Annotated in this window: 37 protein-coding genes; 1 reads left to right on the top strand and 36 read right to left on the bottom strand. The window is 67.9% G+C overall.

Annotated features, from left to right (window positions below):
- Positions 1-50 precede the first annotated feature (50 nt).
- Positions 51-1,046, top strand: a complete 996-nt coding sequence (gene coaA, locus AB0O91_RS03330) for a type I pantothenate kinase (protein ID WP_363427422.1) — start codon at positions 51-53, stop codon at positions 1,044-1,046.
- A 95-nt stretch (positions 1,047-1,141) separates the two neighbouring features.
- Here the strand turns inward: coaA and glmM are convergent, their stop codons facing one another.
- The 36 genes from glmM to rpsJ all read right to left on the bottom strand — a co-directional run bounded on the left by glmM (position 1,142) and on the right by rpsJ (position 23,557).
- Positions 1,142-2,506, bottom strand: a complete 1,365-nt coding sequence (gene glmM, locus AB0O91_RS03335; RefSeq protein ID WP_363427423.1) for a phosphoglucosamine mutase — start codon at positions 2,504-2,506, stop codon at positions 1,142-1,144.
- Positions 2,507-2,668: 162 nt separating this feature from the next.
- Complete coding sequence (gene rpsI / locus AB0O91_RS03340) at positions 2,669-3,178, bottom strand: 30S ribosomal protein S9 (protein WP_229928575.1); 510 nt, start codon at positions 3,176-3,178, stop codon at positions 2,669-2,671.
- A gap of 45 nt (positions 3,179-3,223) precedes the next feature.
- Positions 3,224-3,667 carry a 50S ribosomal protein L13 gene (gene rplM, locus AB0O91_RS03345; RefSeq protein ID WP_363427424.1) on the bottom strand — a complete coding sequence of 148 codons (444 nt, stop codon included), beginning with the start codon at positions 3,665-3,667 and terminating at the stop codon, positions 3,224-3,226.
- 233 nt (positions 3,668-3,900) lie between these two features.
- The gene (locus tag AB0O91_RS03350) at positions 3,901-5,559 is read right to left on the bottom strand and encodes an ATP-binding cassette domain-containing protein (protein WP_363427425.1); all 1,659 of its coding nucleotides are present in this window, start codon (positions 5,557-5,559) and stop codon (positions 3,901-3,903) included.
- Positions 5,560-5,600: 41 nt separating this feature from the next.
- On the bottom strand, positions 5,601-6,512 hold the full coding sequence (gene truA, locus AB0O91_RS03355; protein WP_363427426.1) for a tRNA pseudouridine(38-40) synthase TruA: 912 nt from the start codon (positions 6,510-6,512) through the stop codon (positions 5,601-5,603).
- A gap of 79 nt (positions 6,513-6,591) precedes the next feature.
- Positions 6,592-7,065, bottom strand: a complete 474-nt coding sequence (gene rplQ / locus AB0O91_RS03360) for a 50S ribosomal protein L17 (protein ID WP_363427427.1) — start codon at positions 7,063-7,065, stop codon at positions 6,592-6,594.
- A gap of 126 nt (positions 7,066-7,191) precedes the next feature.
- Entirely contained in the window at positions 7,192-8,214 is a 1,023-nt protein-coding gene (locus tag AB0O91_RS03365) for a DNA-directed RNA polymerase subunit alpha (RefSeq protein ID WP_030055844.1), read from the bottom strand.
- Between the two features lie 130 nt (positions 8,215-8,344).
- The gene (gene rpsK, locus AB0O91_RS03370) at positions 8,345-8,752 is read right to left on the bottom strand and encodes a 30S ribosomal protein S11 (RefSeq protein WP_014136257.1); all 408 of its coding nucleotides are present in this window, start codon (positions 8,750-8,752) and stop codon (positions 8,345-8,347) included.
- Positions 8,753-8,824: 72 nt separating this feature from the next.
- Positions 8,825-9,205 (bottom strand): 30S ribosomal protein S13, encoded by a 381-nt coding sequence (gene rpsM / locus AB0O91_RS03375; protein WP_148644398.1) that lies wholly within the window; start codon positions 9,203-9,205, stop codon positions 8,825-8,827.
- Positions 9,206-9,381: 176 nt separating this feature from the next.
- Positions 9,382-9,495: a 50S ribosomal protein L36 gene (gene rpmJ / locus AB0O91_RS03380; RefSeq protein ID WP_003956441.1), complete on the bottom strand. Its 114-nt coding sequence runs from the start codon at positions 9,493-9,495 to the stop codon at positions 9,382-9,384.
- A 32-nt stretch (positions 9,496-9,527) separates the two neighbouring features.
- Entirely contained in the window at positions 9,528-9,749 is a 222-nt protein-coding gene (infA, locus tag AB0O91_RS03385) for a translation initiation factor IF-1 (protein WP_003956442.1), read from the bottom strand.
- A 193-nt stretch (positions 9,750-9,942) separates the two neighbouring features.
- Positions 9,943-10,368 carry a large conductance mechanosensitive channel protein MscL gene (gene mscL / locus AB0O91_RS03390; protein ID WP_363427428.1) on the bottom strand — a complete coding sequence of 142 codons (426 nt, stop codon included), beginning with the start codon at positions 10,366-10,368 and terminating at the stop codon, positions 9,943-9,945.
- 129 nt (positions 10,369-10,497) lie between these two features.
- A complete protein-coding gene (gene map, locus AB0O91_RS03395; RefSeq protein WP_363427429.1) occupies positions 10,498-11,337 on the bottom strand; it encodes a type I methionyl aminopeptidase in 840 nt (279 codons plus the stop codon).
- Between the two features lie 119 nt (positions 11,338-11,456).
- Entirely contained in the window at positions 11,457-12,110 is a 654-nt protein-coding gene (locus AB0O91_RS03400; protein WP_363427430.1) for an adenylate kinase, read from the bottom strand.
- Positions 12,110-13,420 carry a preprotein translocase subunit SecY gene (gene secY / locus AB0O91_RS03405; protein WP_363427431.1) on the bottom strand — a complete coding sequence of 437 codons (1,311 nt, stop codon included), beginning with the start codon at positions 13,418-13,420 and terminating at the stop codon, positions 12,110-12,112. Before secY ends, AB0O91_RS03400 begins: the two co-directional genes overlap by 1 nt.
- A gap of 338 nt (positions 13,421-13,758) precedes the next feature.
- On the bottom strand, positions 13,759-14,214 hold the full coding sequence (gene rplO / locus AB0O91_RS03410) for a 50S ribosomal protein L15 (RefSeq protein ID WP_363427749.1): 456 nt from the start codon (positions 14,212-14,214) through the stop codon (positions 13,759-13,761).
- Complete coding sequence (rpmD, locus tag AB0O91_RS03415) at positions 14,214-14,396, bottom strand: 50S ribosomal protein L30 (protein ID WP_030251557.1); 183 nt, start codon at positions 14,394-14,396, stop codon at positions 14,214-14,216. Before rpmD ends, rplO begins: the two co-directional genes overlap by 1 nt.
- A complete protein-coding gene (gene rpsE, locus AB0O91_RS03420; RefSeq protein WP_363427432.1) occupies positions 14,396-15,016 on the bottom strand; it encodes a 30S ribosomal protein S5 in 621 nt (206 codons plus the stop codon). Before rpsE ends, rpmD begins: the two co-directional genes overlap by 1 nt.
- A 48-nt stretch (positions 15,017-15,064) precedes the next feature.
- On the bottom strand, positions 15,065-15,448 hold the full coding sequence (gene rplR, locus AB0O91_RS03425; protein ID WP_030280785.1) for a 50S ribosomal protein L18: 384 nt from the start codon (positions 15,446-15,448) through the stop codon (positions 15,065-15,067).
- A 3-nt stretch (positions 15,449-15,451) separates the two neighbouring features.
- Positions 15,452-15,991, bottom strand: a complete 540-nt coding sequence (gene rplF / locus AB0O91_RS03430; protein WP_350511315.1) for a 50S ribosomal protein L6 — start codon at positions 15,989-15,991, stop codon at positions 15,452-15,454.
- A 22-nt stretch (positions 15,992-16,013) separates the two neighbouring features.
- On the bottom strand, positions 16,014-16,421 hold the full coding sequence (rpsH, locus tag AB0O91_RS03435) for a 30S ribosomal protein S8 (RefSeq protein WP_030280781.1): 408 nt from the start codon (positions 16,419-16,421) through the stop codon (positions 16,014-16,016).
- 287 nt (positions 16,422-16,708) lie between these two features.
- Entirely contained in the window at positions 16,709-16,894 is a 186-nt protein-coding gene (locus AB0O91_RS03440; protein ID WP_030055830.1) for a type Z 30S ribosomal protein S14, read from the bottom strand.
- 4 nt (positions 16,895-16,898) lie between these two features.
- A complete protein-coding gene (rplE, locus tag AB0O91_RS03445; RefSeq protein WP_363427433.1) occupies positions 16,899-17,468 on the bottom strand; it encodes a 50S ribosomal protein L5 in 570 nt (189 codons plus the stop codon).
- Positions 17,468-17,779, bottom strand: a complete 312-nt coding sequence (rplX, locus tag AB0O91_RS03450; protein ID WP_030232484.1) for a 50S ribosomal protein L24 — start codon at positions 17,777-17,779, stop codon at positions 17,468-17,470. The genes rplE and rplX overlap by 1 nt, the downstream gene beginning before the upstream one ends.
- 15 nt (positions 17,780-17,794) lie before the next feature.
- Complete coding sequence (rplN, locus tag AB0O91_RS03455; RefSeq protein ID WP_030393301.1) at positions 17,795-18,166, bottom strand: 50S ribosomal protein L14; 372 nt, start codon at positions 18,164-18,166, stop codon at positions 17,795-17,797.
- 102 nt (positions 18,167-18,268) lie between these two features.
- A complete protein-coding gene (gene rpsQ / locus AB0O91_RS03460; RefSeq protein WP_030055826.1) occupies positions 18,269-18,541 on the bottom strand; it encodes a 30S ribosomal protein S17 in 273 nt (90 codons plus the stop codon).
- Positions 18,541-18,765, bottom strand: a complete 225-nt coding sequence (rpmC, locus tag AB0O91_RS03465) for a 50S ribosomal protein L29 (RefSeq protein WP_063348970.1) — start codon at positions 18,763-18,765, stop codon at positions 18,541-18,543. Before rpmC ends, rpsQ begins: the two co-directional genes overlap by 1 nt.
- On the bottom strand, positions 18,765-19,184 hold the full coding sequence (gene rplP, locus AB0O91_RS03470) for a 50S ribosomal protein L16 (protein WP_030055824.1): 420 nt from the start codon (positions 19,182-19,184) through the stop codon (positions 18,765-18,767). The genes rpmC and rplP overlap by 1 nt, the downstream gene beginning before the upstream one ends.
- Positions 19,185-19,189: 5 nt before the next feature.
- On the bottom strand, positions 19,190-20,014 hold the full coding sequence (gene rpsC, locus AB0O91_RS03475) for a 30S ribosomal protein S3 (protein ID WP_030280775.1): 825 nt from the start codon (positions 20,012-20,014) through the stop codon (positions 19,190-19,192).
- A complete protein-coding gene (rplV, locus tag AB0O91_RS03480) occupies positions 20,014-20,361 on the bottom strand; it encodes a 50S ribosomal protein L22 (RefSeq protein ID WP_033824229.1) in 348 nt (115 codons plus the stop codon). Before rplV ends, rpsC begins: the two co-directional genes overlap by 1 nt.
- A gap of 50 nt (positions 20,362-20,411) precedes the next feature.
- Positions 20,412-20,693, bottom strand: coding sequence for a 30S ribosomal protein S19 (rpsS, locus tag AB0O91_RS03485; RefSeq protein WP_030055821.1), 282 nt, complete (start codon positions 20,691-20,693; stop codon positions 20,412-20,414).
- Positions 20,694-20,704: 11 nt separating this feature from the next.
- A complete protein-coding gene (gene rplB / locus AB0O91_RS03490; protein ID WP_363427434.1) occupies positions 20,705-21,541 on the bottom strand; it encodes a 50S ribosomal protein L2 in 837 nt (278 codons plus the stop codon).
- Between the two features lie 46 nt (positions 21,542-21,587).
- Positions 21,588-21,905, bottom strand: coding sequence for a 50S ribosomal protein L23 (gene rplW, locus AB0O91_RS03495; RefSeq protein ID WP_030280768.1), 318 nt, complete (start codon positions 21,903-21,905; stop codon positions 21,588-21,590).
- Complete coding sequence (gene rplD / locus AB0O91_RS03500; RefSeq protein WP_363427435.1) at positions 21,905-22,582, bottom strand: 50S ribosomal protein L4; 678 nt, start codon at positions 22,580-22,582, stop codon at positions 21,905-21,907. Before rplD ends, rplW begins: the two co-directional genes overlap by 1 nt.
- A 4-nt stretch (positions 22,583-22,586) precedes the next feature.
- A complete protein-coding gene (rplC, locus tag AB0O91_RS03505; RefSeq protein WP_363427436.1) occupies positions 22,587-23,234 on the bottom strand; it encodes a 50S ribosomal protein L3 in 648 nt (215 codons plus the stop codon).
- A 14-nt stretch (positions 23,235-23,248) separates the two neighbouring features.
- A complete protein-coding gene (gene rpsJ / locus AB0O91_RS03510) occupies positions 23,249-23,557 on the bottom strand; it encodes a 30S ribosomal protein S10 (RefSeq protein WP_012785157.1) in 309 nt (102 codons plus the stop codon).
- Positions 23,558-23,830 lie beyond the last annotated feature (273 nt).

Here is a 23,830-nt window from a genome sequence, read left to right on the forward strand (position 1 = left end):
ACGCTGCGTGACCGACACCACAACCACGGTGAACTCCACGACGGCTCACAATGGAGCATGTGCTGACCGAACTCTGTACGCGGGGCGCCGCCACGCCCGGCCCGTCCCCGTCCCCCTACGTGGACCTCAGTCGGGCCGAGTGGAGCGCGCTGCGCGAGCGTACGCCGCTGCCGCTGACCGCCGAGGAGGTGGAGCAGCTGCGCGGCCTCGGCACAGCCCTCGACCTCGACGAGGTGCGAGACGTCTACCTGCCGCTGTCCCGGCTGCTCAACCTGTACATCCACGCCACCCACGACCTGCGCGGCGCGCTGGGCACCTTCCTGGACACCCCGGACACCGAGCGCACCCGCACGCCGTTCATCATCGGCGTGGCCGGCTCGGTCGCCGTCGGCAAGTCCACCACCGCCCGCCTGCTCCAGGCCCTGCTGGCCCGCTGGCCCGAGCACCCCCGGGTCGAGCTGGTCACCACCGACGGCTTCCTGCTGCCCAACGCCGAGCTGCGCCGCCGGGGCCTGATGGCCCGCAAGGGCTTCCCCGAGTCGTACGACCGCCGGGCGCTGATGCGCTTCGTCGCGGACGTGAAGGCGGGCAAGGACCGGGTCACCGCACCGGTGTACTCGCACCTGGTGTACGACATCGTGCCGGACGAGCGGCTGACCGTGGAGCGCCCGGACATCCTGATCGTCGAGGGGCTGAACGTGCTCCAGCCGGCCCTGCCCGGCACCGACGGCCGGACCCGCCTCGCGGTGGCCGACTACTTCGACTTCTCGATCTACGTCGACGCCCGCACCGACGACATCGAGCACTGGTACCTGGACCGCTTCCGCAAGCTGCGGCAGACCGCCTTCCAGGACCCGAACTCCTACTTCCGCCGCTTCACCGAGGTGCCGGAGGAGGAGGCGATGGAGTACGGCCGGCAGGTCTGGCGCACCATCAACAAGCCCAACCTGCTGGAGAACGTGCTGCCCACCCGCGGCCGGGCCACCCTGGTCCTGCAGAAGGGCCCGGACCACAAGGTCCGCCGGGCGCTGCTGCGCAAGCTCTGACCGGCCGGCAGCCGCAGGGACGGCGGCCGCCGGGACCGGACGGCATCGACGGCGAAGGGCCCCCGCACCCGCGGGGGCCCTTCGCCGTACGGGGGTCAGCCCAGGTGGGTGCGGACCGCCTCGGCCAGGCGCTGCCCGACCGTCTCGGCCTGGGCCGGGTCGGCGGCCTCGACCATGACCCGGACCAGCGGCTCGGTGCCGGAGGGGCGCAGCAGCACCCGGCCGGTGGAGCCCAGCTCGGCCTCGGCCTCGGCGACGGCGGCGGCCAGCTCGGTGCTGGTCCGCACCCGGCTCTTGTCGACGCCCTTGACGTTGATCAGCACCTGCGGCAGCCGGGTCATCACGGCGGCCAGGTCGGCCAGCGGCTGCTTGGTGGCGGCCAGCCGGGCGCCCAGCATCAGGCCGGTCAGGGTGCCGTCACCGGTGGTGGCGTGGTCCAGCAGGATGACGTGGCCGGACTGCTCGCCGCCCAGCGCGAAGCCCTGCTCCTTCATCGCCTCCAGCACGTAGCGGTCGCCGACGGCGGTCTCCACCAGGTCGACGCCCTCGCGCTGCATCGCCAGCTTGAAGCCGAGGTTGGACATCACGGTGGCGACCGCGGTGTTGCGGCGCAGGGTGCCGGCCTCCTTCATGGCGACGGCGAGGATGGCGATGATCTGGTCGCCGTCCACCTCGTTGCCCTCGGCGTCGGCGGCCAGGCAGCGGTCGGCGTCGCCGTCCAGGGCGATGCCGAGGTCGGCCCGGTGCTCCTTCATCGCGACGCGCAGCCGGTCGAGGTGGGTGGAGCCGACGCCGTCGTTGATGTTGAGGCCGGTGGGCTCGGCGCCCAGGGTGTGGACGACCTCGGCGCCGGCCCGGGCGAAGGCCTCGGGGGCGACGTACGCGGCGGCGCCGTGGGCGCCGTCGATGACGACCCGGATGCCGTCCAGGCGGTTGGGCAGCACGCCGATCAGGTGGGCGACGTACTTGTCGAAGCCCTCGGTGTACTCGCGGACCCGGCCGACGGCGGCACCGGTCGGGCGGTTCCAGTCCTCGCCGCCCACGGTGTGCTTGCGGTAGTGGGTCTCGATCGCGTCCTCGATCCGGTCGTCCAGCTTGTGACCGCCCCGGGCGAGGAACTTGATGCCGTTGTCCGGCATGGCGTTGTGGCTGGCGGACAGCATCACGCCGAAGTCGGCGCCGAGCGCGCCGGTGAGGTACGCCACGGCGGGGGTGGGCAGGACGCCGACCCGGAGGACGTCGACGCCGGAGCTCGCCAGGCCGGCGATGACCGCGGCCTCCAGGAACTCGCCCGAGGCACGGGGGTCACGGCCGACCACCGCGACCGGCCGGTGCCCGTCGAAGGCGCCGGCCTCGCCGAGCACGTGGGCGGCCGCGACCGACAGGCCGAGCGCCAGCTCCGCCGTCAGGCCCTCGTTGGCCACGCCGCGTACGCCGTCCGTACCGAAGAGTCGTCCCACTGTCCCGTCCTCCATCACCATGCTCGGAACCCACCGATGACCCGGCCGCCGCACGTTAGCCGGGGAACACGTCGCCCCGGAGTACACGAGGTACTCCGGGGCGACGGTTTGCGCAACCAGGGGGGTGCGCCGCCAGGGCGGACCGCACCCCCCGGGACGCGATTAGCGCTTGCTGTACTGCGGCGCCTTGCGGGCCTTCTTGAGACCGGCCTTCTTGCGCTCGACGGCGCGGGCGTCACGGGTCAGGAAGCCGGCCTTCTTGAGGGCGCCGCGGTTGTTGTCCACGTCGGCCTCGTTCAGGGCGCGGGCCACGCCGAGGCGCAGCGCGTAGGCCTGACCGGAGACGCCGCCACCGCTGATGCGGGCGACGACGTCGTAACGGCCGTCCAGCTCGAGGAGCTTGAAGGGCTCGTTGACGGTCTGCTGGTGCACCTTGTTCGGGAAGTAACCCTCGAGGGTGCGACCGTTGATCTTCCACTGGCCGGTGCCGGGGACGATGCGCACGCGGGCGATCGCCTCCTTGCGGCGGCCCAGTCCGGCGCCCGGGGTGGCCTCGCCGAAGCGGCCGGCCAGGGACTCGGAGGTGTAGCTCTCCTCGGAGGTGTACTCGCCCTCGACGGCCTCAACGGCCTCGTCGAAGTCGACCTCAAGGGTTTCAGTGGTCTCGGCCACGATGATCCTCAGCTCTTTTCAGTGTTGGGGGGCTTGGTGGCCGAATTACTGCGCGACCTGGGTGATCTCGAACGGCACCGGCTGCTGGGCAGCGTGGGGGTGCTGGTCGCCCGAGTAGACCTTCAGCTTCGAGAGCATCTGACGGCCCAGGCTGTTCTTGGGGATCATGCCCTTGATGGCCTTCTCGACGGCCTTCTCCGGGTTGTTCGTCAGCAGGTCGTCGTAGCGCACCGAGCGCAGACCGCCCGGGAAGCCCGAGTGGCGGTAGGCCAGCTTCTGGGTCTTCTTGTTACCGGACAGGTGCACCTTGTCGGCGTTGATGATGATGACGAAGTCACCAGTGTCAACGTGCGGCGCGTAGATCGCCTTGTGCTTGCCCCGGAGGAGGTTGGCGGCCTGGGAGGCCAGGCGGCCGAGCACGACGTCGGTCGCGTCGATGACGTGCCACTGACGCTGGACGTCGCCGGGCTTGGGGCTGTACGTACGCACGGTCGTAGCCTTCGCTTTTCAGTGAGTGAGTCCTGACAGGAGCACCCGGACGGAAGAGCAGCCTGGCCCACCTTGGACGCAATTCAAGGGGGGACCGCTGGTCGTCGACCTGATGTCTCCGGCGTACCGACCTCTCACGTGAGATAGAGCGAGCCAATACGCACATCAAGCGTCCAGGTTACCGGGCGGGCGGGAAGGGGTCAAAAATCGCTCGGGTCCCACCCGCCCGTCACTCAGCGTTCGCGTTCCACCCGGGTGACGTCCCAGACCGGCTCGGGCGATTCGAAGACCCGGCCGTCCGCCCCGAACACCAGGAAGCGGTCGAAGGTCTTGGCGAACCAGCGGTCGTGGGTGACGCACAGCACGGTGCCCTCGAAGGCCTCCAGCCCGGCCTGCAGCGCCTCGGCGCTCTCCAGGTCCAGGTTGTCGGTCGGCTCGTCGAGCAACAGGGCCGTCACGCCGGAGAGTTCGAGCTTGAGGATCATCAGCCGGGCCTGCTGCCCGCCGGACAGCGACTCGAACTTCTGCTCCTCCTGCCGGTCCAGCTCGTACCGGCGCAGCGCGCCCATCGCGGCGCCGCGGCTGAGCGCGTGCTCCTCCTCGATGATCGAGCGGACGGTGCGGCCGAACAGCTCCGGGTGGGCGTGGGTCTGCCGGAAGTGGCCAGGGACGACCCGGGCGCCGAGCTTCCAGCCGCCGGTGTGGGCGACGCTGTCGTCGCCGGCGAGCAGCCGCAGCAGGTGCGACTTGCCGGCCCCGTTGGCGCCCAGCACCGCGACCCGCTCGCCGTAGAACACCTCCAGGTCGAAGGGCTGCATCAGCCCGGTGAGCTCCAGCTGCTCCAGGGTGAAGGACCGCATGCCGGTGCGGCCGCCCTTGAGCCGCATGGTGATGCTCTGCTCGCGCGGGGGCTCCTCCGGCCGGCCGGCCTCCTCGAACTTCTTCAGGCGGGTCTGGGCGGCCGCGTAGCGGGTGGCGAGCGCGTGGCTGACCGAGGCGGCCTGGCGCAGGGTGACGACCAGCTTCTTGAGCTTGGCGTGCTCCTCGTCCCACCGCCGGCCCAGCTCCTCGAACCGCGCGAAGCGGTCCTTGCGCGCCTCGTGGAAGCTGTCGAAGCCGCCGCCGTGCACCCAGACGCTGCTGCCGGCGGCGCCGGACTCGACGCTGATGATCTTGTCGGCGGTGCGGGAGAGCAGCTCGCGGTCGTGCGAGATGAACAGGACGGTCTTCGAGGTGGCCTTGACGGCCTCCTCCAGCCAGCGCTTGGCGGGCACGTCGAGGTAGTTGTCCGGCTCGTCGAGCAGCAGCACCTCTTCGGGGCCGCGCAGCAGCGCCTCCAGCACCAGGCGCTTCTGCTCGCCGCCGGAGAGGGTGCTCAGGCCGCGCCACTGGGCCTTGTCGAAGGGCATCCCGAGGGCGGCCGTGGTGCAGACGTCCCAGTCCGTCTCGTAGTCGTAGCCGCCGACGTCCGCCCAGTCGGAGAGCGCCTGGGCGTACGCCATCTGCGTCTTCTCGTCGTCCTGGGCGATCATCGCCAGCTCGGCGGCGTCCACCGCGCGGGCGGCCTTGGCGATCCGCTCCGGGGCGACCGAGACCAGCAGGTCGCGGACCGAGGCGTCGGCCGGCAGCGCGCCCGGGGTCGCGCTCTGGTCCTCCCGGCCGGTGGTGCCGACGAACTGGCGCATCACGCCGAGCCCACCGCTGATCGTCACCGTGCCGCCGTGCGGCTGGATGTCCCCCGCGATCATGCGCAGCAGGGTGGTCTTGCCCGCGCCGTTGGCGCCGACCAGGGCGACCGCGGCGCCCTCGCCGACCCGGAAGGACGCGTCGTCGAACAGCACCCGTCCGTCCGGCAGGTAGTACTCAAGGTGCGAAATCTCGACGTGTCCCATGGGAGCGATTGTCCCAAGCGGACGCCCCCGGCCAAAACGGATTACCAGACGGCGGGCTGCCCGGGCAGCGTGCGCATCCGCCGGGCCTGCCGGTTCCGCTCGGCGAGCTGGTCGTCCGCCGGGTAGCCGACCTCCTCCAGGGTGAGCCCGTAGGGGCGGATCACGTTGACCGCCGAGTTGCGGACCCCGCCGGCCAGCACCTCGCCGGGGAACTCCACCGGCCGGTGCCCGTCGCCGACCAGCAGCATCGCGCCGACCAGCGCCCGGACCATGTTGTGGCAGAAGGCGTCGGCCCGGACGGTGGCGACCGCCAGGCTGCCCTCCTGGCTGGCGTAGCCGTCCACCGGGACGCGGTCCCAGTGCAGCTCCAGCAGGGTGCGGATGGTGGTGGCGCCCTCGCGCTTCTTGCAGTACGCGGCGAAGTCGTGCTCGCCGAGCAGCAGCTTCGCGGCCTCGTTCATCCGGTCCACGTCCAGCGGCCGGTCGTGCCAGAGCACGTGCCCGCGCAGCAGCGGGTCGACCCCGCCGGGGTGGTCGGCGACCCGGTACGCGTACCGGCGCCAGATCGCCGAGAAGCGGGCGTCGAACCCGGCCGGCGCGGCTCCCACCCGGTAGATCCGGACGTCCCCCGGCAGCCGCCCGGCGAGCCGGCGCAGCAGCTTCTCCCGGTGCGCCTCCCACAGCTCGGCGGGCAGGTCGACGTGGGCGACCTGCCCGCGGGCGTGCACGCCGGCGTCGGTGCGGCCGGCCACGGTCAGCGGGAACAGCTCCGGGCTGCGGGTGACGATCTGCAGCGCGGTCTCGATCTCCTCCTGGACCGTCCGCCGGCCGCCCTTCTGCCGGGCCCAGCCGGAGAACTCGGCGCCCTGGTAGGCGAGGTCGAGCCGGACCCGGACGTACCCGTCGGCCGGGCCGTCCTTCACCGGCGGCTGCTCGGCGCAATCGTTGACCACTTGCTCCTGCTCCTACGAATAAGGAACGGGCCCGCTCCCCCATCGCTGGGGAAGCGGGCCCGCATCACACCTGGAGGTGTCAGGCCTGCTCGGTGGCCTCGGCCTCGTCGGCCTTGGCCTCGACCTTGGCGTCGGCCTCCTTGACGGCACGCTTGGTGGCGCCCTCGGCCTCGCCGACGGCGGTCTGCGCGACGGTCAGCGCCTCGACCAGCTCGATCACGGCCATCGGGGCGTTGTCGCCACGACGGGGACCGATCTTGGTGATGCGGGTGTAGCCACCCGGGCGGTTCTCGTAGCGCGGCGCGATCTCGGTGAAGAGGGTGTGCAGCACCGAGATGTCGGTGATGGTCTTGCGCACCAGGCGACGGTTGTGGATGTCGCCCTTCTTCGCCTTGGTGATCAGCTTCTCCGCCAGCGGGCGCATCCGACGGGCCTTGGCCTCGGTCGTGGTGATGCGGCCGTACTGGAACAGCTCCCGGCACAGACCGGCGAGCAGCAGCGGCTCGTGGTGCGGGCCGCCGCCGAGGCGGGCACCCTTGGTGGGACGCGGCATGGTGACTCCTTGAATCTCCGACTACGGCCGTATCAGGTACCGCAGCGGGCGTACCGGCACTGTTGCCCGTACGACTTCCATGACGACGGGGGCGGCTCCGTGGAACCGCCCCCGCGGCCAAATCTCTTAGTACTGCTCGGTCTCCGCGTAACCCGCGTCGTCCAGGTCGTCGGCGCCGAAGGCGTCGGCGGCGGCGGTCGGGTCGAAACCGGGCGGGCTGTCCTTGAGGGCCAGGCCCATGCCGGCCAGCTTCGCCTTGACCTCGTCGATCGACTTCGCACCGAAGTTGCGGATGTCGAGCAGGTCGGCCTCGGAGCGGGCGACGAGCTCACCCACGGTGTGGATGCCCTCGCGCTTGAGGCAGTTGTAGGAGCGGACGGTGAGTTCCAGCTCCTCGATCGGCAGCGCCAGGTCGGCGGCCAGGGCGGCGTCCGTCGGGGACGGGCCCATGTCGATGCCCTCGGCGTCGATGTTCAGCTCGCGGGCGAGGCCGAACAGCTCCACCAGGGTCTTGCCGGCCGAGGCCATGGCGTCGCGCGGACGCATGGCGGGCTTGGTCTCGACGTCGACGATCAGCTTGTCGAAGTCGGTCCGCTGCTCGACACGGGTGGCCTCGACCTTGTAGGTGACCTTCAGCACGGGGCTGTAGATCGAGTCGACCGGGATGCGGCCGATCTCCTGGCCGGAAGCCTTGTTCTGGACGGCGGAGACGTAGCCGCGACCGCGCTCGACGGTCAGCTCCATCTCCAGCTTGCCCTTGCCGTTCAGCGTGGCGAGGACCAGCTCCGGGTTGTGCACCTCGACACCTGCCGGCGGGGCGATGTCGGCGGCGGTGACGACACCCGGGCCCTGCTTGCGCAGGTACATCACGACCGGCTCGTCGTGCTCCGAGGAGACGACCAGCTGCTTGATGTTGAGGATGAGGTCGGTCACGTCCTCCTTGACGCCCGGCACGGTGGTGAACTCGTGCAGGACGCCGTCGATGCGGATGCTGGTGACAGCGGCACCCGGGATCGACGACAGGAGCGTGCGGCGCAGGGAGTTGCCGAGGGTGTAGCCGAAGCCCGGCTCCAGCGGCTCGATCACGAACCGGGAGCGGAACTCGTCGACGACCTCTTCGGTCAGCGAGGGACGCTGAGCGATAAGCATGGGGGGTAATCCTCCGGTTGTCTTCGGCACCCACTATTTGATGCCGACAGGACCAAGCGTACGGGGTCCCGTCGAAAACGGGACCCCGTACGAGGTTTACAGCAGGTACTGCGTGCCCGAAGGCGCTGCGTCAGACGCGGCGGCGCTTCGGCGGACGGCAGCCGTTGTGCGGGGTGGGGGTGACGTCCTGGATCGAGCCGACCTCCAGGCCGGTGGCCTGGAGCGAACGGATCGCGGTCTCGCGGCCGGAGCCCGGACCCTTCACGAAGACGTCGACCTTGCGCATGCCGTGCTCCTGCGCGCGACGGGCAGCGGCCTCAGCGGCCATCTGCGCGGCGAACGGGGTGGACTTGCGCGAGCCCTTGAAGCCGACGTGGCCGGCGGAGGCCCAGGAGATCACGTTGCCCGAGGGGTCGGTGATCGAAACGATGGTGTTGTTGAACGTGCTCTTGATGTGCGCGTGGCCGTGAGCGACGTTCTTCTTTTCCTTGCGGCGGATCTTCTTCGCGCCGGCAGCCTGACGACCCTTGGGGGGCATAAGTCTGTTCTCCTACTGAGGTGGTCGGTCCGCTGACCCGCGGGCCGGAGGGATGTCCGGTTACGGGACGGACTACTTCTTGCCCGGCTTCTTCTTACCGGCGATCGCGCGACGCGGGCCCTTGCGGGTACGCGCGTTGGTGTGGGTGCGCTGGCCGCGGACCGGCAGGCCACGGCGGTGACGCAGACCCTCGTAGCAGCCGATCTCGACCTTGCGGCGGATGTCGGCGGCCACCTCACGGCGGAGGTCACCCTCGACCGTGTAGTTGGCGTCGATGTACTGGCCGAGCTTGACGAGGTCTTCCTCGGTGATGTCGCGAACGCGGACATCCGGGTTGACGCCGGTCTCGGCGAGGGTCTGCTGGGCGCGGGTACGGCCGATGCCGTACACGTAGGTAAGGGCGATCTCGATCCGCTTCTCACGGGGGAGATCAACGCCGGCGAGGCGTGCCATTCAAGGCTCCTGTGGTTCTTCAGAGGTCTTGCGTGCTACCTACTCCGACACCTCACGGTGAGGGAGCCCCGGCCTCTGACCGGGGGCGGCAGTCCGTCCGCAACCGGACGGATCGGGTAGCCCGCTTATGACGTTTTCGCGTCGCGCGAAGTACTACGAGAAATGCTGGGGAGAGATCAGCCCTGGCGCTGCTTGTGGCGCAGGTTGTCGCAGATCACCATGACCCGGCCGTGACGGCGGATCACCTTGCACTTGTCGCAGATCTTCTTGACGCTCGGCTTGACCTTCATGTTCAGGTTCTCCGGGTCTAGATCTGACGTTCTTACTTGTAGCGGTAGACGATCCGGCCGCGCGTGAGGTCGTAGGGGCTGAGCTCCACGACGACCCGGTCGTCCGGCAGGATGCGGATGTAGTGCATGCGCATCTTGCCACTGATGTGCGCGAGGACCTTGTGACCGTTCTGCAGCTCGACCTTGAACATCGCGTTCGGAAGAGACTCGATCACGGTGCCCTCGATCTCAATGGCGCCTTGCTTCTTAGCCATGAACTGCGAGATCCACCTTCCGGGACCGGCTACCGTATGCGGAACGCTCGTGCGAACCTGGGTTCACCCCAGCCCCGAGGGGAAGAGGGCGTGCTGAAGCACGCTACGAGTGAGCCGACGGTCCATCCTACGCCAGCGCGTCCCACGGGCCAAAACGGGGCCCCGGAAGGAGGCCGCCGTCACACCGGGCGGTTCAGACCCCGGCGGAGACGGTCAGCGGGTCGACGTGGGCGGTGCAGGCCGAGCAGCGGCGGGCCGCCTCCGGGATCTCGGTCAGGCACTCGGGGCAGGGGCGCATCGGGGTCTTCGGCTTCTTCGGCAGGTACTTCGCGGTCGCCTTGGTGATCGGCAGCACGACGCAGAAGTACAGCACCGCGGCGGTCATGAAGAAGGCGATCAGCACGTTCAGGAACTGCCCGTACGGGAACTTCACCCCGAGGATCGTCGCCGTGTACGAGCTGAAGTCGCCGGCCGCCCCGACCACCACGCCCACCAGCGGGGTGAGGAAGGCGGACACGAAGCCGGTCACCACCGCGGTGAACGCGGCGCCGATGACCACACCGACCGCCATGTCGATGACGTTGCCGCGCATCATGAAGTCGCGGAATCCCTTGAGCACGTGCTCTCTCCTGCTCGCTCGTAAGCCAACTGCCACTGCCAGCCGTTAAAAATAGGACAAAAGCCCTGGAGGTCCAAACCTCCAGGGCTCTGATCCCTTGTCAGTGGCGGAAGTTGCCCGCCGCGGCGACTAGGCCAGCGGGTCCGGCGCCGCGGTGACGCCCAGCTTGGCGAGCTCGGCCTTGCCGCCGTCGAAGGCGGTCAGCACCAGCGGGCCCTGCTCGGTGACGGCCACCGAGTGCTCCCAGTGCGAGGCCCAGGTGCCGTCGTTGGTGACGACCGTCCAGTCGTCCTCCAGCACCGTGGTGTGCGGGGTGCCCAGGGAGACCATCGGCTCGATCGCCAGCACGGTGCCGGGAACGAGCTTGGGGCCCTTGCCGCGGCCGCGCTCGACGTAGTTCAGCACGTGCGGCTCCATGTGCATCGCGGTGCCGATGCCGTGGCCGCCGTAGCCCTCGGTGATGCCCCACTTGCCCTTGGGCGGCAGCGGCTGGCGGCGGATGAAGCCCTCGATCGCCTTGGAGACGTCCACCAGGCGGTTGTTCTTCTTCATCTGGGCGATGCCGGCCCACATCGAGCCCTCGGTCACCCGGCTGAGCATCTCGACCTCCGGGCGGACCTCGCCGACCGCGACGGTGATCGCCGAGTCGCCGTGCCAGCCGTCCAGGATGGCGCCGCAGTCGATCGAGATGATGTCGCCCTCCTGCAGCACCCGCTCCCCCGGGATGCCGTGCACGACCTCGTTGTTCACCGAGGCGCAGATCACGCCGGGGAACCACAGGCCGCCGTGGTGGGCCCGGAAGTTCGAGGTGGCGCCGTGGCCGGTGATGACCTTGTCGGCGATGTCGTTGAGCTCCTGGGTGGTCACCCCGGGAGCGACCGCCTCGCGGCAGGCCTTGAGGGCCTCCGCCACGATCAGCCCGGCCGCCCGCATCTTCGCGATCTGCTCGGGGGTCTTGATCTCCACCATCAGGGTCACGCCTTCCAAGTCCGGATTACCACTGCCTACCACGGTACGACGTCGAAAACGGCCGGGCCGCCCGCTCCTCGGGCGACCCGGCCGTTCCACGCGTACCTCGCCGAGCGAACTCAGCCGTTCTTCTTCAGCGCCTCGATCGCGCGCTGGGTGACCTCGTCCACCTTGCCGAGCGCCGAGATCGTCGCCACCAGGCCCTGCTGGGCGTAGTAGTCGATGATCGGCTCGGTCTCCGTGTGGTAGACCTCCAGGCGGGTCCGCACCTTCTCCTCGGTGTCGTCCGAGCGCTGGTACAGCTCGCCGCCGCACTCGTCGCAGACGCCCTGGACCTTCGGCGGGTTGTAGTCCACGTGGAACACGTGGCCCCCGTCGTTGCGGCACAGGCGGCGGCCGGCGATCCGGCGCACGACCTCGTCCTCGGGGACCTCCAGGTCCAGGACGCCGTCCAGCTCGATGCCCTGCTCGGCGAGGATCGCGTCGAGCGCCTCGGCCTGGCCGAGGTTGCGGGGGAAGCCGTCGAGCAGGAACCCGCCCTCGGCGTCCGGCTGGAGCATCCGGTCCTTGGCCATCCCGATGGTGACCTCATCCGGCACCAGGCGACCCGCGTCCATGTAGCTCTTGGCCTCGAGCCCCAGCGGGGTGCCCTGGCCGATGTTCGCGCGGAACAGGTCGCCGGTGGAGATGTGGGGGATGGACAGGGTCTTGGCGAGCAGGTGCGCCTGAGTACCCTTCCCGGCCCCGGGAGGACCAACGAGGACGATACGCATCAGCGGAGGAACCCTTCGTAATTGCGCTGCTGGAGCTGGCTCTCGATCTGCTTCACAGTTTCGAGTCCGACGCCGACGACGATGAGCACGCTGGTGCCGCCGAACGGGAAGTTGGTCTGCTGTCCGAAGGCGACGAGGGCGATCATCGGGATCAACGCGATCATGCCCAGGTAGAGCGAACCCGGCCACGTGATGCGGGTGAGCACGTAGTTCAGGTACTCGGCCGTGGGCCGGCCGGCCCGGATGCCCGGGATGAAGCCACCATACTTCTTCATATTGTCGGCAACTTCTTCGGGGTTGAAGGAGATGGCGACGTAGAAGAACGCGAAGAACACGATCAGCAGGAAGTAGGTGGCCATGTAGATCGGGTGGTCACCCTTGATGAAGTTCCGGCTGATCCAGACCGCCCAGCCCGCCTGGCTGTTGGTCAGCTGGACCACCAGGGCGGGGATGTAGAGCAGCGACGAGGCGAAGATGACCGGAATGACACCGGCCTGGTTCACCTTGAGCGGGATGTAGGTCGAGGTGCCGCCGAACGCCCGGCGGCCGATCATGCGCTTCGCGTACTGGACCGGGATCCGACGCTGGGCCTGCTCGACGAAGATGACGAGCATCACGACGATGATGCCGACCGCGACCACCGAGAGGAACTCGACCCAGCCGCCGCCGATGGTGCCGGACTGCTTGATGTTCCACATCGACGACGGGAACTGCGCGGCGATCGAGGTGAAGATCAGCAGCGACATGCCGTTGCCGATGCCGCGGTCCGTGATCAGCTCGCCCAGCCACATGATGACCGTGGTGCCGGCCGTCATCGTGATGACCATGACGGCGATCCGGAACACCCCGGTGTCCGGGACGATCTGGTTGGCGACCGGGCAACCCGAGAACAGGGCGCCGCTGGAGGCCGTGGCCACGATGCCGGTGCCCTGGAGCACCGCGAGCGCGATCGTCAGGTACCGCGTGTACTGGGTGATCTTCGCCTGGCCGGCCTGCCCCTCCTTCTTCAGCGACTCCAGTCGCGGGATCACGACGGTGAGGAGCTGGAGGATGATGCTCGCCGTGATGTACGGCATGATGCCGAGGGCGAAGATCGTCAGCTGGAGGAGCGCGCCACCGCTGAACAGGTTGACGAGCCCGAACAGGCCGTTCTTGCTGGTGTTGGCCACGCAGACGTTGACGGCCTTGAAGTCGACGCCCGGGATCGGGATGTGAGAGCCCAGCCGGAACAGCACCATGATGCCCAGCGTGAACAGCAGCTTCTTGCGCAGGTCGGGCGTCTGGAACGCCCGCGCGAACGCACTGAGCACGGTGCCTCCTGCGCCTCCCGCGCGTCGTCGGCGGGAGGGTCGGTTCTGGATTGGGGAGTTTGCGGTTCGGGCTCCCGTACAGACGGCATAGGCGAGCCTACGCGCAGCCTACAAGGGAACTCCACGGACTCTAACAGTGCACGGCCACTCGAAAGAAGCGCGTACCGTCCCTCCCCCACTCACGGGGGTACGGGATGCCCGGTTTTGCCACACAAAAGAACGACCGCCGGGTGCACTCGATTTCGGCCCCGGGATGAAAGCCCCGGTAAAAGCACGAACCCCGCACCTCCCGAAGGAGGTGCGGGGTTCGAAGCCGGGTGTCGGCGGGTTCAGCGGGCTCAGACGAGCTCGGTGACCGTACCGCCGGCGGCCTTGATCTTCTCGGCGGCGGAGCCGGAGACGGCGTCGACCGTCACCTGCAGCGCAACCGAGACCTCGCCGGTGCCGAGCACCTTGACGAGGGAGTTCTTGCGAACCGCGCCCTTGGCGACCAGGTCCTCGACGGTGACCTCTCCACCCTGCGGGTAGAGCTCGGCCAGCTTGTCGAGGTTGACGACCTGGAAGGTGATCTTGAACGGGTTCTTGAAGCCCTTCAGCTTTGGCAGGCGCATGTGGAGCGGCATCTGGCCACCCTCGAAGCGCTGCGGAACCTGGTAGCGGGCCTTGGTGCCCTTGGTACCACGACCGGCAGTCTTACCCTTGGAGGCCTCACCACGACCCACACGGATCTTGTCGGTCTTGGCACCCGGGGCGGGACGCAGGTTGTGGATCTTGATCGGGTTGTCGCCCATGATCAGTCCACCTCCTCAACCGTCACCAGGTGACGGACCGTCTGGGCCATCCCGCGGATCTCGGGACGGTCCTCCTTGACCACGACGTCGTGCATGCGCTTGAGACCAAGCGAACGCAGGGTGTCACGGTGGTTCTGCTTGCTGCCGATGTACGACTTGGTCTGCGTGATCTTCAGGCGAGCCATCAGGCGCTCACCCCAGCAGCACGCGCCCGCAGCAGAGCGGCGGGGGCCACGTCCTCCAGCGGCAGGCCACGACGGGCGGCGATCTCCTCGGGGCGAACGAGGCCCTTCAGAGCCACCACGGTGGCGTGCACGATGTTGATCGCGTTGTCCGAGCCGAGCGACTTCGACAGGATGTCGTGGATGCCGGCGCACTCCAGGACGGCGCGCACCGGACCACCGGCGATAACACCGGTACCGGGGGCGGCGGGCTTCAGCAGCACGACGCCGGCGGCCTTCTCACCCTGGATCGGGTGCGGGATGGTGCCCTGGATACGGGGGACCTTGAAGAAGTTCTTCTTGGCCTCCTCGACACCCTTCGCGATGGCGGCCGGAACCTCCTTCGCCTTGCCGTAACCGACACCCACGGTGCCATCGCCATCGCCCACCACGACGAGCGCGGTGAAGGAGAAGCGACGACCACCCTTGACAACCTTGGCGACACGGTTGATCGCGACAACGCGCTCGACGTAAGCGGTCTTCTCGACGGCGGGGGCGTTGCCCCGGTCGTCACGCTTACGGTCGCGCCGCTCGCCACCGGTGCCGCCACCGGCGCCGCTACCGCGGCGCTGGGGTCCAGCCATTGGATTTACCTCTCTCGTTTACGTCCGTCGACAGAGTCGACGAGCGGCTTAGAAGTCGAGCCCGGCCTCGCGGGCCGCGTCCGCCAGGGCGGCGATGCGGCCGGCGTACCGGTTGCCCGCGCGGTCGAAGACGACCGACTCGATGCCGGCGGCCTTGGCGCGCTCGGCGACCAGGCTCCCGACCTTCTTGGCCAGCTCGGTCTTGTCGCCCTCGGCGCCCTTGATGGACACGTCGAGGGTGGACGCCGACGCCAGGGTGTGACCCTTGGCGTCGTCGATGACCTGGGCGACCATGTGACGGTTCGAGCGCGTCACGACGAGGCGCGGACGCACCTCGGTGCCGACGACGCGCTTGCGAACGCGGATCGCGCGGCGCTTGCGAGCGGCGCTCTTGTAGGCGTTGCCCTTGCCGATCTTGACAGAGACGCTCATCGCTTACTTACCACTCTTTCCGACCTTGCGGCGGATGACCTCGCCCGCGTACTTGACGCCCTTGGCCTTGTACGGGTCGGGCTTGCGCAGCTTGCGGATCTTCGCGGCGACCTCGCCGACCTTCTGCTTGTCGATGCCGTCCACGTGGAACTTGGTGGGCGACTCGACGACGAAGGAGATGCCCTCCGGCGCAGTGATCAGGATCGGGTGGCTGTAACCGAGCGCGAACTCCATGTCGGAGCCCTTCGCGGTCACACGGTAACCAACACCGCTGATCTCCAGCGACTTGCGGTAGCCCGCGGTCACGCCGGTGATCATGTTCGCCACCAGCGTGCGGGTCAGGCCGTGCAGGGCCTTCGACTGACGCTCGTCGTTGGGGCGGGTGACGGCCAGAGTGCCGTCCTCGCCCTTGCCGATCTCGATCGGCGCGGCGACAACGTGGGTGAGCGAGCCCTTCGGGCCCTTCACCGAGACCGCCTGGCCATCGATGGTGACGTCCACGCCGGCGGGAACCGAGATGGGCAGCCGTCCAATGCGAGACATTGCTGTACCTCCGTTTCCCGAATTACCAGACGTAGGCGAGAACTTCTCCGCCTACGCCCTTCTTGGCAGCCTGCTTGTCGGTCAGGAGACCCGAGGACGTGGAGATGATCGCCACGCCCAGGCCACCGAGGACCTTCGGCAGGTTGGTGGACTTTGCGTAAACGCGCAGACCCGGCTTGCTGATGCGCTTGATGCCGGCGATGGAGCGCTCACGGTTGGGACCGAACTTGAGCTCGATGGTCAGCTTCTTGCCGACCTCGCCCTCAGCCGGCTCCTCAACCTTGTAGGAGGAGATGTACCCCTCCTGCTGCAGGATCTGGGCGACGTGCGCCTTGATCTTGCTGGCCGGCATCGCCACGGAGTCGTGGTACGCCGAGTTCGCGTTACGCAGACGCGTGAGCATGTCTGCGATGGGGTCGGTCATGGTCATGATGGCCTCAGGCCTCTCTCGCCGCGGTTTCTCCGCGCCAGGTCCCCCTTCCGCACTCTTTCGAGTGCGGCAGAGGCACAAGCGCAGGGGACCTGCGACGTCGTAAGACTGGGTGCGAGCCCTCCCTGAGAGGGCCACGGACATCCATGGGGAAGCCGTGGCAGGGGGCCCGACCCCACCACCTTACGGGAATCCGTACGGCAGCCCAAAAACGGGCGGTGTGGGATCGGGCACCTCTGCTTCGCTTGCGGTGCCTGGAGCTCTGGCCGTCTTCCCGGAGGGAAGGACTACCAGGAGCTCTTGGTCACGCCCGGCAGCTCGCCGCGGTGCGCCATCTCACGGAGGCAGACACGGCACAGGCCGAACTTGCGGTACACCGAGTGCGGACGACCGCACCGCTGGCACCGGGTGTAGGCCCGGACGCCGAACTTCGGCTTCCGCTCGGACTTCGCGATGAGGGACTTCTTCGCCATTGGCTCACGCCTCCTTGAACGGGAAGCCCAGAGCGCGCAGGAGCGCCCGGCCCTCGTCGTCGGTCTGAGCGGTGGTCACGACGGTGATGTCCATACCGCGCTGACGGTCGACCTTGTCCTGGTCGATCTCGTGGAACATGACCTGCTCGGTCAGACCGAAGGTGTAGTTGCCACGGCCGTCGAACTGCTTCGGGGAGAGGCCACGGAAGTCACGGATACGCGGCAGGGCCAGCGACACCAGACGGTCCAGGAACTCCCACATGCGGTCACCACGGAGGGTGACGTGGGTGCCGATCGGCTGGCCCTCGCGCAGCTTGAACTGCGCGATGGACTTGCGAGCCTTGGTCACGGCCGGCTTCTGACCGGTGATCGCGGTCAGGTCGCGGATCGCGCCCTCGATCAGCTTGCTGTCACGGGCAGCCTCGCCGACACCCATGTTGACCACGACCTTGACCAGGCCGGGGATCAGCATGACGTTCTCGTACGAGAACTCCTCCTGCAGCTGACCCTTGATCTCGGAGTTGTAACGCTCCTTGAGACGGGGGGTCACCTTCTCAACAGTCGTCTCAGACATCAGATGTCCTCACCGGTTCGCTTGGCAACGCGGATCTTGTTGCCCTCGTCGTCGAAGCGGTAGCCAACGCGGGTGACGACCTTCTTGCCGTCCTTCTCCACGACCAGCTGGACGTTGGAGACGTGCACCGGGGCCTCGACGGTGACAATGCCACCCTGAGTGCCCGGGCCCGGCTTGGTGTGCTTCTTGACCCGGTTCACACCCTCGACCAGGACCTTGTTCTCAGCCGGCATGGCCTGGATGACCTTGCCCTGCTTGCCCTTGTCCTTGCCGGTGATGACCTGAACCAGGTCACCCTTCTTGATCTTCATGCTGTTCGCCATGAGTTAGAGCACCTCCGGCGCAAGCGAGATGATCTTCATGAACTTCTTGTCACGCAGCTCGCGGCCCACCGGGCCGAAGATGCGGGTGCCACGGGGGTCACCATCAGTGTTCTTCAGAACGACCGCGGCGTTCTCGTCGAAGCGGATGTACGAGCCATCCGGACGACGACGCGACTTCACGGTACGGACGACGACGCACTTGACGACGTCACCCTTCTTCACCGAACCGCCGGGGATCGCGTCCTTGACGGTCGCGACGATGACGTCCCCGATACCGGCGTAGCGACGACCGGAGCCACCGAGAACGCGGATGCAAAGGATTTCCTTCGCGCCCGTGTTGTCGGCGACACGCAGTCGCGACTCCTGCTGGATCACAGCTTTCTCCTGATCGTCAACGAGAGCTGACGGGCCGGCCGCTGCTCACACCAGCGCCCACGAGGGGCCTGGTGCACATACGGCCGTACCGCATCAACTTCGTTACTTGGCCTTCTCGAGGATCTCGACGACGCGCCAGCGCTTCGTCGCGGACAGCGGGCGGGTCTCCGCGAGGAGGACCCGGTCGCCGATGCCGCAGGCGTTCGCCTCGTCGTGCGCCTTCAGCTTGTTCGTACGGCGGATGACCTTGCCGTACAGAGCGTGCTTGACGCGGTCCTCGACGGCGACGACGACGGTCTTGTCCATCTTGTCGCTGACGACGAGACCCTCACGGGTCTTGCGGAAACCGCGCGTCTCGTTGGTGTTCTCAGTCATCAGGCGTTCTCCACCGTCTCGATGCCCAGCTCGCGCTCGCGCATCAGGGTGTAGATCCGCGCGATGTCCTTACGGACGAGCTTGAGCCGTCCGTGGTTGTCGAGCTGCCCGGTCGCCGCCTGGAAGCGGAGGTTGAACAGCTCCTCCTTGGCCTCACGGAGCTTGGCAACGAGACCCTCGTTGTCCAGCTCGCGGAGGTCAGCAGCCTTGGTGCCGGCCGACATCAGCTCTCACCTGCCTCGCGCCGGATGATCCGGCACTTCATCGGGAGCTTGTGAGCAGCGCGGGTCAGCGCCTCACGAGCCACCTTCTCGTTGGGGTACGACAGCTCGAACATGACCCGACCCGGGTGCACGTTCGCGATCCACCACTCGGGCGAACCCTTACCGGAACCCATGCGGGTCTCGGCCGGCTTCTTGGTGAGCGGACGGTCCGGGTAGATGTTGATCCAGACCTTGCCGCCACGCTTGATGTGACGGGTGACGGCGATACGAGCGGACTCGATCTGCCGGTTCGTCACGTAGGCCGGGGTGACGGCCTGGATGCCGTACTCGCCGAACGCGAGCTCGGTGCCACCCTTGGCAGCGCCGCGGCGCTTGGGGTGGTGCTGCTTGCGGTGCTTGACCCTACGGGGGATCAGCATTGGGGTCAGGCCTCCGTTCCGGTGTTCTCGGCAGCCGGAGCCTCGACGGCCGCGGCCGCGGGGGCCTCGGCAGCGGCGGGACGACGGCCACGGCCACCGCGCTCGCCACCACGGCGCTCGCCACCGCGGGCGGGACGACCACCCTCGGGGCGGGCCGGGCGGTTGCCCGAGCGGGCGGCGGCGTTCTCAGCGCGGACCTCGGCGATGTTCTTGACGTCGCCCTTGTAGATCCAGACCTTCACGCCGATGCGGCCGAAGGTGGTCTTGGCCTCGAAGAAGCCGTAGTCGACGTTCGCACGCAGGGTGTGCAGCGGCACGCGACCCTCGCGGTAGAACTCCGAACGGCTCATCTCGGCGCCGCCGAGACGACCGGAGCACTGGACCTTGATGCCCTTGGCGCCGGACTTCATGGTGCCCTGCATCGACTTGCGCATGGCACGACGGAAGGAGACGCGGGAGGACAGCTGCTCCGCGACGCCCTGAGCCACGAGCTGGGCGTCCAGCTCGGGGTTCTTGACCTCGAGGATGTTCAGCTGGACCTGCTTGCCGGTCAGCTTCTCGAGGTCGCCGCGGATGCGGTCGGCCTCGGTGCCACGGCGACCGATGACGATGCCGGGGCGGGCGGTGTGGATGTCGACGCGGACGCGGTCGCGGGTGCGCTCGATCTCGACCTTGGAGATGCCGGCGCGCTCCATGCCCTTCGTCATCATGCGACGAATGGCAACGTCTTCCTTGACGTAGTCCTTGTACAGCTTGTCGGCGTACCAGCGGGACTTGAAGTCCGTGCTGATGCCGAGGCGGAACCCGTGCGGGTTAACCTTCTGGCCCATTACCGGGTCCCTTCCTTGCTGCTGACGACCACGGTGATGTGGCTGGTCCGCTTGCGGATCCGGTAGGCACGACCCTGGGCACGCGGACGGAACCGCTTCAGGGTCGGGCCCTCGTCAACGTACGCCTCGCTGATGACGAGGTCGTCCACGTTGTTGTGGTTGTAGTTGTGCACGGCGTTGGCAATGGCGCTGTCGAGCACCTTGCCGACCGGCACGGTGGCGGCCTGCGGAGCGAAACGCAGGACCGCCTGGGCCTCCGTGGCGTTCAGGCCACGGATGAGGTCCACCACGCGGCGGGCCTTCATGGGCGTGACGCGGATGTACCGCGCCTGGGCCCTGGCTTCCATGGTTGTCCCCTTGCTGGTGTAAGTCATTGAGTCGGTAATCTCGCTGGCGACTAGCGACGCTTCGACTTGCGGTCGTCCTTGACGTGACCGCGGAACGTGCGCGTCGGCGCGAACTCGCCGAGCTTGTGGCCGACCATCGACTCGGTAACGAACACCGGGACGTGCTTACGGCCATCGTGCACCGCGATCGTGTGGCCGAGCATGGCCGGGAAGATCACGGAGCGACGGGACCAGGTCTTGATGACGTTCTGGGTACCCGCCTCGTTCTGCGCGTCCACCTTCTTGAGAAGGTGGCCGTCGATGAAGGGGCCCTTCTTGAGACTGCGCGGCATCTGACCTGCTCCTAGCGCTTCTTGTTGGTCTTGCGGCGGCGCACGATGAGAGCGTCCGACGCCTTCTTCGGGCGACGGGTACGACCCTCCTTCTGGCCCCACGGCGAGACCGGGTGGCGACCACCGGAGGTCTTACCCTCACCACCACCGTGCGGGTGGTCGATCGGGTTCATGGCCACACCACGCACGGTCGGGCGAACGCCCTTCCAGCGCATACGGCCGGCCTTGCCCCAGTTGATGTTCGACTGCTCGGCGTTGCCGACCTCGCCGACCGTCGCGCGGCAGCGCGCGTCGACCAGGCGGATCTCACCGGAGGGCATGCGCAGGTGCGCCATCTTGCCCTCACGCGCCAGCAGCTGAATGCCGGAACCGGCGGAACGGGCCATCTTGGCACCGCCCCCGGGACGCAGCTCCACCGCGTGGATGGTCGTACCGACCGGGATGTTGCGAAGCGGCAGGTTGTTGCCCGGCTTGATGTCGGCGCCAGCGCCGTTCTCGATCCGGTCGCCCTGCGCGATGCCGCGCGGCGCGATGATGTAGCGCTTCTCGCCGTCCGCGTAGTGCAGGAGCGCGATGCGCGCGGTGCGGTTCGGGTCGTACTCGATGTGCGCGACCTTGGCCGGCACGCCGTCCTTGTCGTGACGACGGAAGTCGATCACGCGGTAGGCGCGCTTGTGACCGCCACCCTGGTGGCGAACGGTGATCCGACCGGCGTTGTTACGGCCGCCCTTGCTGTGCAGGGGGCGAACCAGCGACTTCTCCGGCGTGGACCGCGTGATCTCTACGAAGTCGGCCACGCTGGAGCCACGACGGCCCGGCGTAGTCGGCTTGTACTTGCGGATGCCCATTTGGCTCTCTCGTCCTCGTCCTTATCGACGATCACGATCTCCTGAGTCAGGAGACCGGACCACCGAAGATGTCGATGCGGTTGCCCTCGGCCAGCGTCACGATGGCGCGCTTGGTGTCCTTGCGCTTGCCAAAGCCCGTCTTGGAGCGCTTGCGCTTGCCCTGACGGTTGATCGTGTTGACAGCCTCGACCTTGACCGAGAAGACCGCCTCGACGGCCTGCTTGATCTGGGTCTTGTTGGCGCCCGGCGACACGATGAACGTGTACTTGTTCTCGTCGAGAAGGCTGTAGCTCTTCTCGGAGATGACCGGCTTCACCAGGACGTCACGGGGGTCCGTGAACGTCTTGCTCGTAACGTCGCTCATCAGGCGGCGCTCCCTTCGAGCTCGCCCTCAGCGGCAACGGCCTTGGCGGACGCGGCCGGACCGGCCACGAAACGCTCGAAGGCGGCCTGGGTGAAGACCACATCGTCGGAGACGAGCACGTCGTAGGTGTTCAGCTGACCGGCGTCCAGGATGTGCACGTTCGGCAGGTTACGAGCGGACTTGAGGCCCAGCTCGTCCGAGCGCTCGACGACCAGGAGGACGTTCTTGCGGTCGGTGATCTTGCCGAACAGACCCTTGGCGGCCTTGGTCGACGGCGCCTCGGCCGCGACCACGTCGGTGACGACGTGGATGCGGTTGTGGCGGGCCCGGTCGGTGAGCGCACCGCGCAGGGCGGCGGCGATCATCTTCTTCGGGGTCCGCTGCGAGTAGTCGCGCGGCACGGGACCGTGCACAACGCCACCGCCGGCGAACTGCGGCGCACGGGTCGAGCCCTGACGGGCGCGGCCGGTGCCCTTCTGGCGGTACGGCTTCTTGCCGCCACCGCGGACCTCGCCACGAGTCTTGGTCTTGTGGGTGCCCTGACGGGCCGCAGCGAGCTGCGCCACGACGACCTGGTGCATCAGCGGAACGCTGACCTTCGCGTCGAAGATCTCGGCCGGCAGCTCGAGGCTGCCGGTCTTGTCGCCCGAGGGCGACAGGATGTCAATGGTGCTCATATCCTCACAGCCCCTTCGCCGCGGTGCGGACGAGGACGAGGCCGCCGTTCGGGCCCGGGATTGCGCCCTTGATCAGGAGCAGCCCCTTCTCCGCGTCAACGGCATGGATGGTCAGGTTCTGGGTGGTCACACGCTCGTGGCCCATCCGGCCGGCCATCTTCATGCCCTTGAACACGCGACCCGGGGTGGCGCAGCCACCGATCGAGCCGGGCGAGCGGTGCTTGCGCTGCACACCGTGACCGGCGCCGAGGCCCCGGAAGTTGTGACGCTTCATGACACCGGCGAAGCCCTTGCCCTTGGAGGTGCCGGTCACGTCGACCTTGACACCCGCCTCGAACAGCTCGGCGGTGATCTCCTGGCCCAGGGTGTACTCGGACGCGTCCGAGGTGCGGAGCTCGACCAGGTGACGACGCGGGGTGACACCGGCCTTGGCGAAGTGGCCCGCGAGGGGCTTGTTCACCTTGCGGGGGTCGATCTCGCCGAAGCCGAGCTGGACGGCGTCGTAGCCGGCCTCGCTGTCGGCGGTGTGGACCTGGGTCACGACATTGGGCCCAGCCTTGACGACGGTCACCGGAACGACCCGGTTGTTCTCGTCCCAGACCTGGGTCATGCCGAGCTTCTCGCCCAGGATGCCCTTAATCTGCTTAGCCATCTTCGGTGCGCCTCTCAGAGCTTGATCTCGATGTCGACGCCCGCCGGCAGGTCGAGACGCATGAGCGAGTCAACCGTCTTCGGCGTGGGGTCGAGGATGTCGATCAGACGCTTGTGAGTACGCATCTCGAAGTGCTCGCGCGAGTCCTTGTACTTGTGCGGCGAGCGGATGACGCAGTACACGTTCTTCTCAGTGGGCAGCGGCACCGGGCCCGCGACCTGCGCACCAGTACGGATCACCGTCTCGACGATCTTCTTCGCCGAGGAGTCGATGACCTCGTGGTCGTAGGCCTTGAGCCGGATGCGGATCTTCTGTCCCGCCATGGCTACTCAGTAGTCCTTTGTCCTTAGTCACTGCACGACTTCCCTCCGACCCCCGCGCTCGGGCGTGTCGCACTGGCGCTTGCAAAAAACCGGCGAAGAACTTCGTCGGTTTCAAACTTTCGGGGTGAGGGGGAGCCGGGCCGAGGCCCCGCACACGCTTCCCGGAAGATTCCCGTACTTTCGCCCCGCAGCTGCCGTGGCGTAGAACTCACGCTTGACGGCCATCACGGGAACGACGAGTACATGGGACTCGCTTCCAGTCCTCCCGGCGGG

The organism is Kitasatospora sp. NPDC089797 (assembly GCF_040684795.1).
In the GTDB taxonomy this organism is placed as follows: Bacteria; Actinomycetota; Actinomycetes; order Streptomycetales; family Streptomycetaceae; genus Kitasatospora.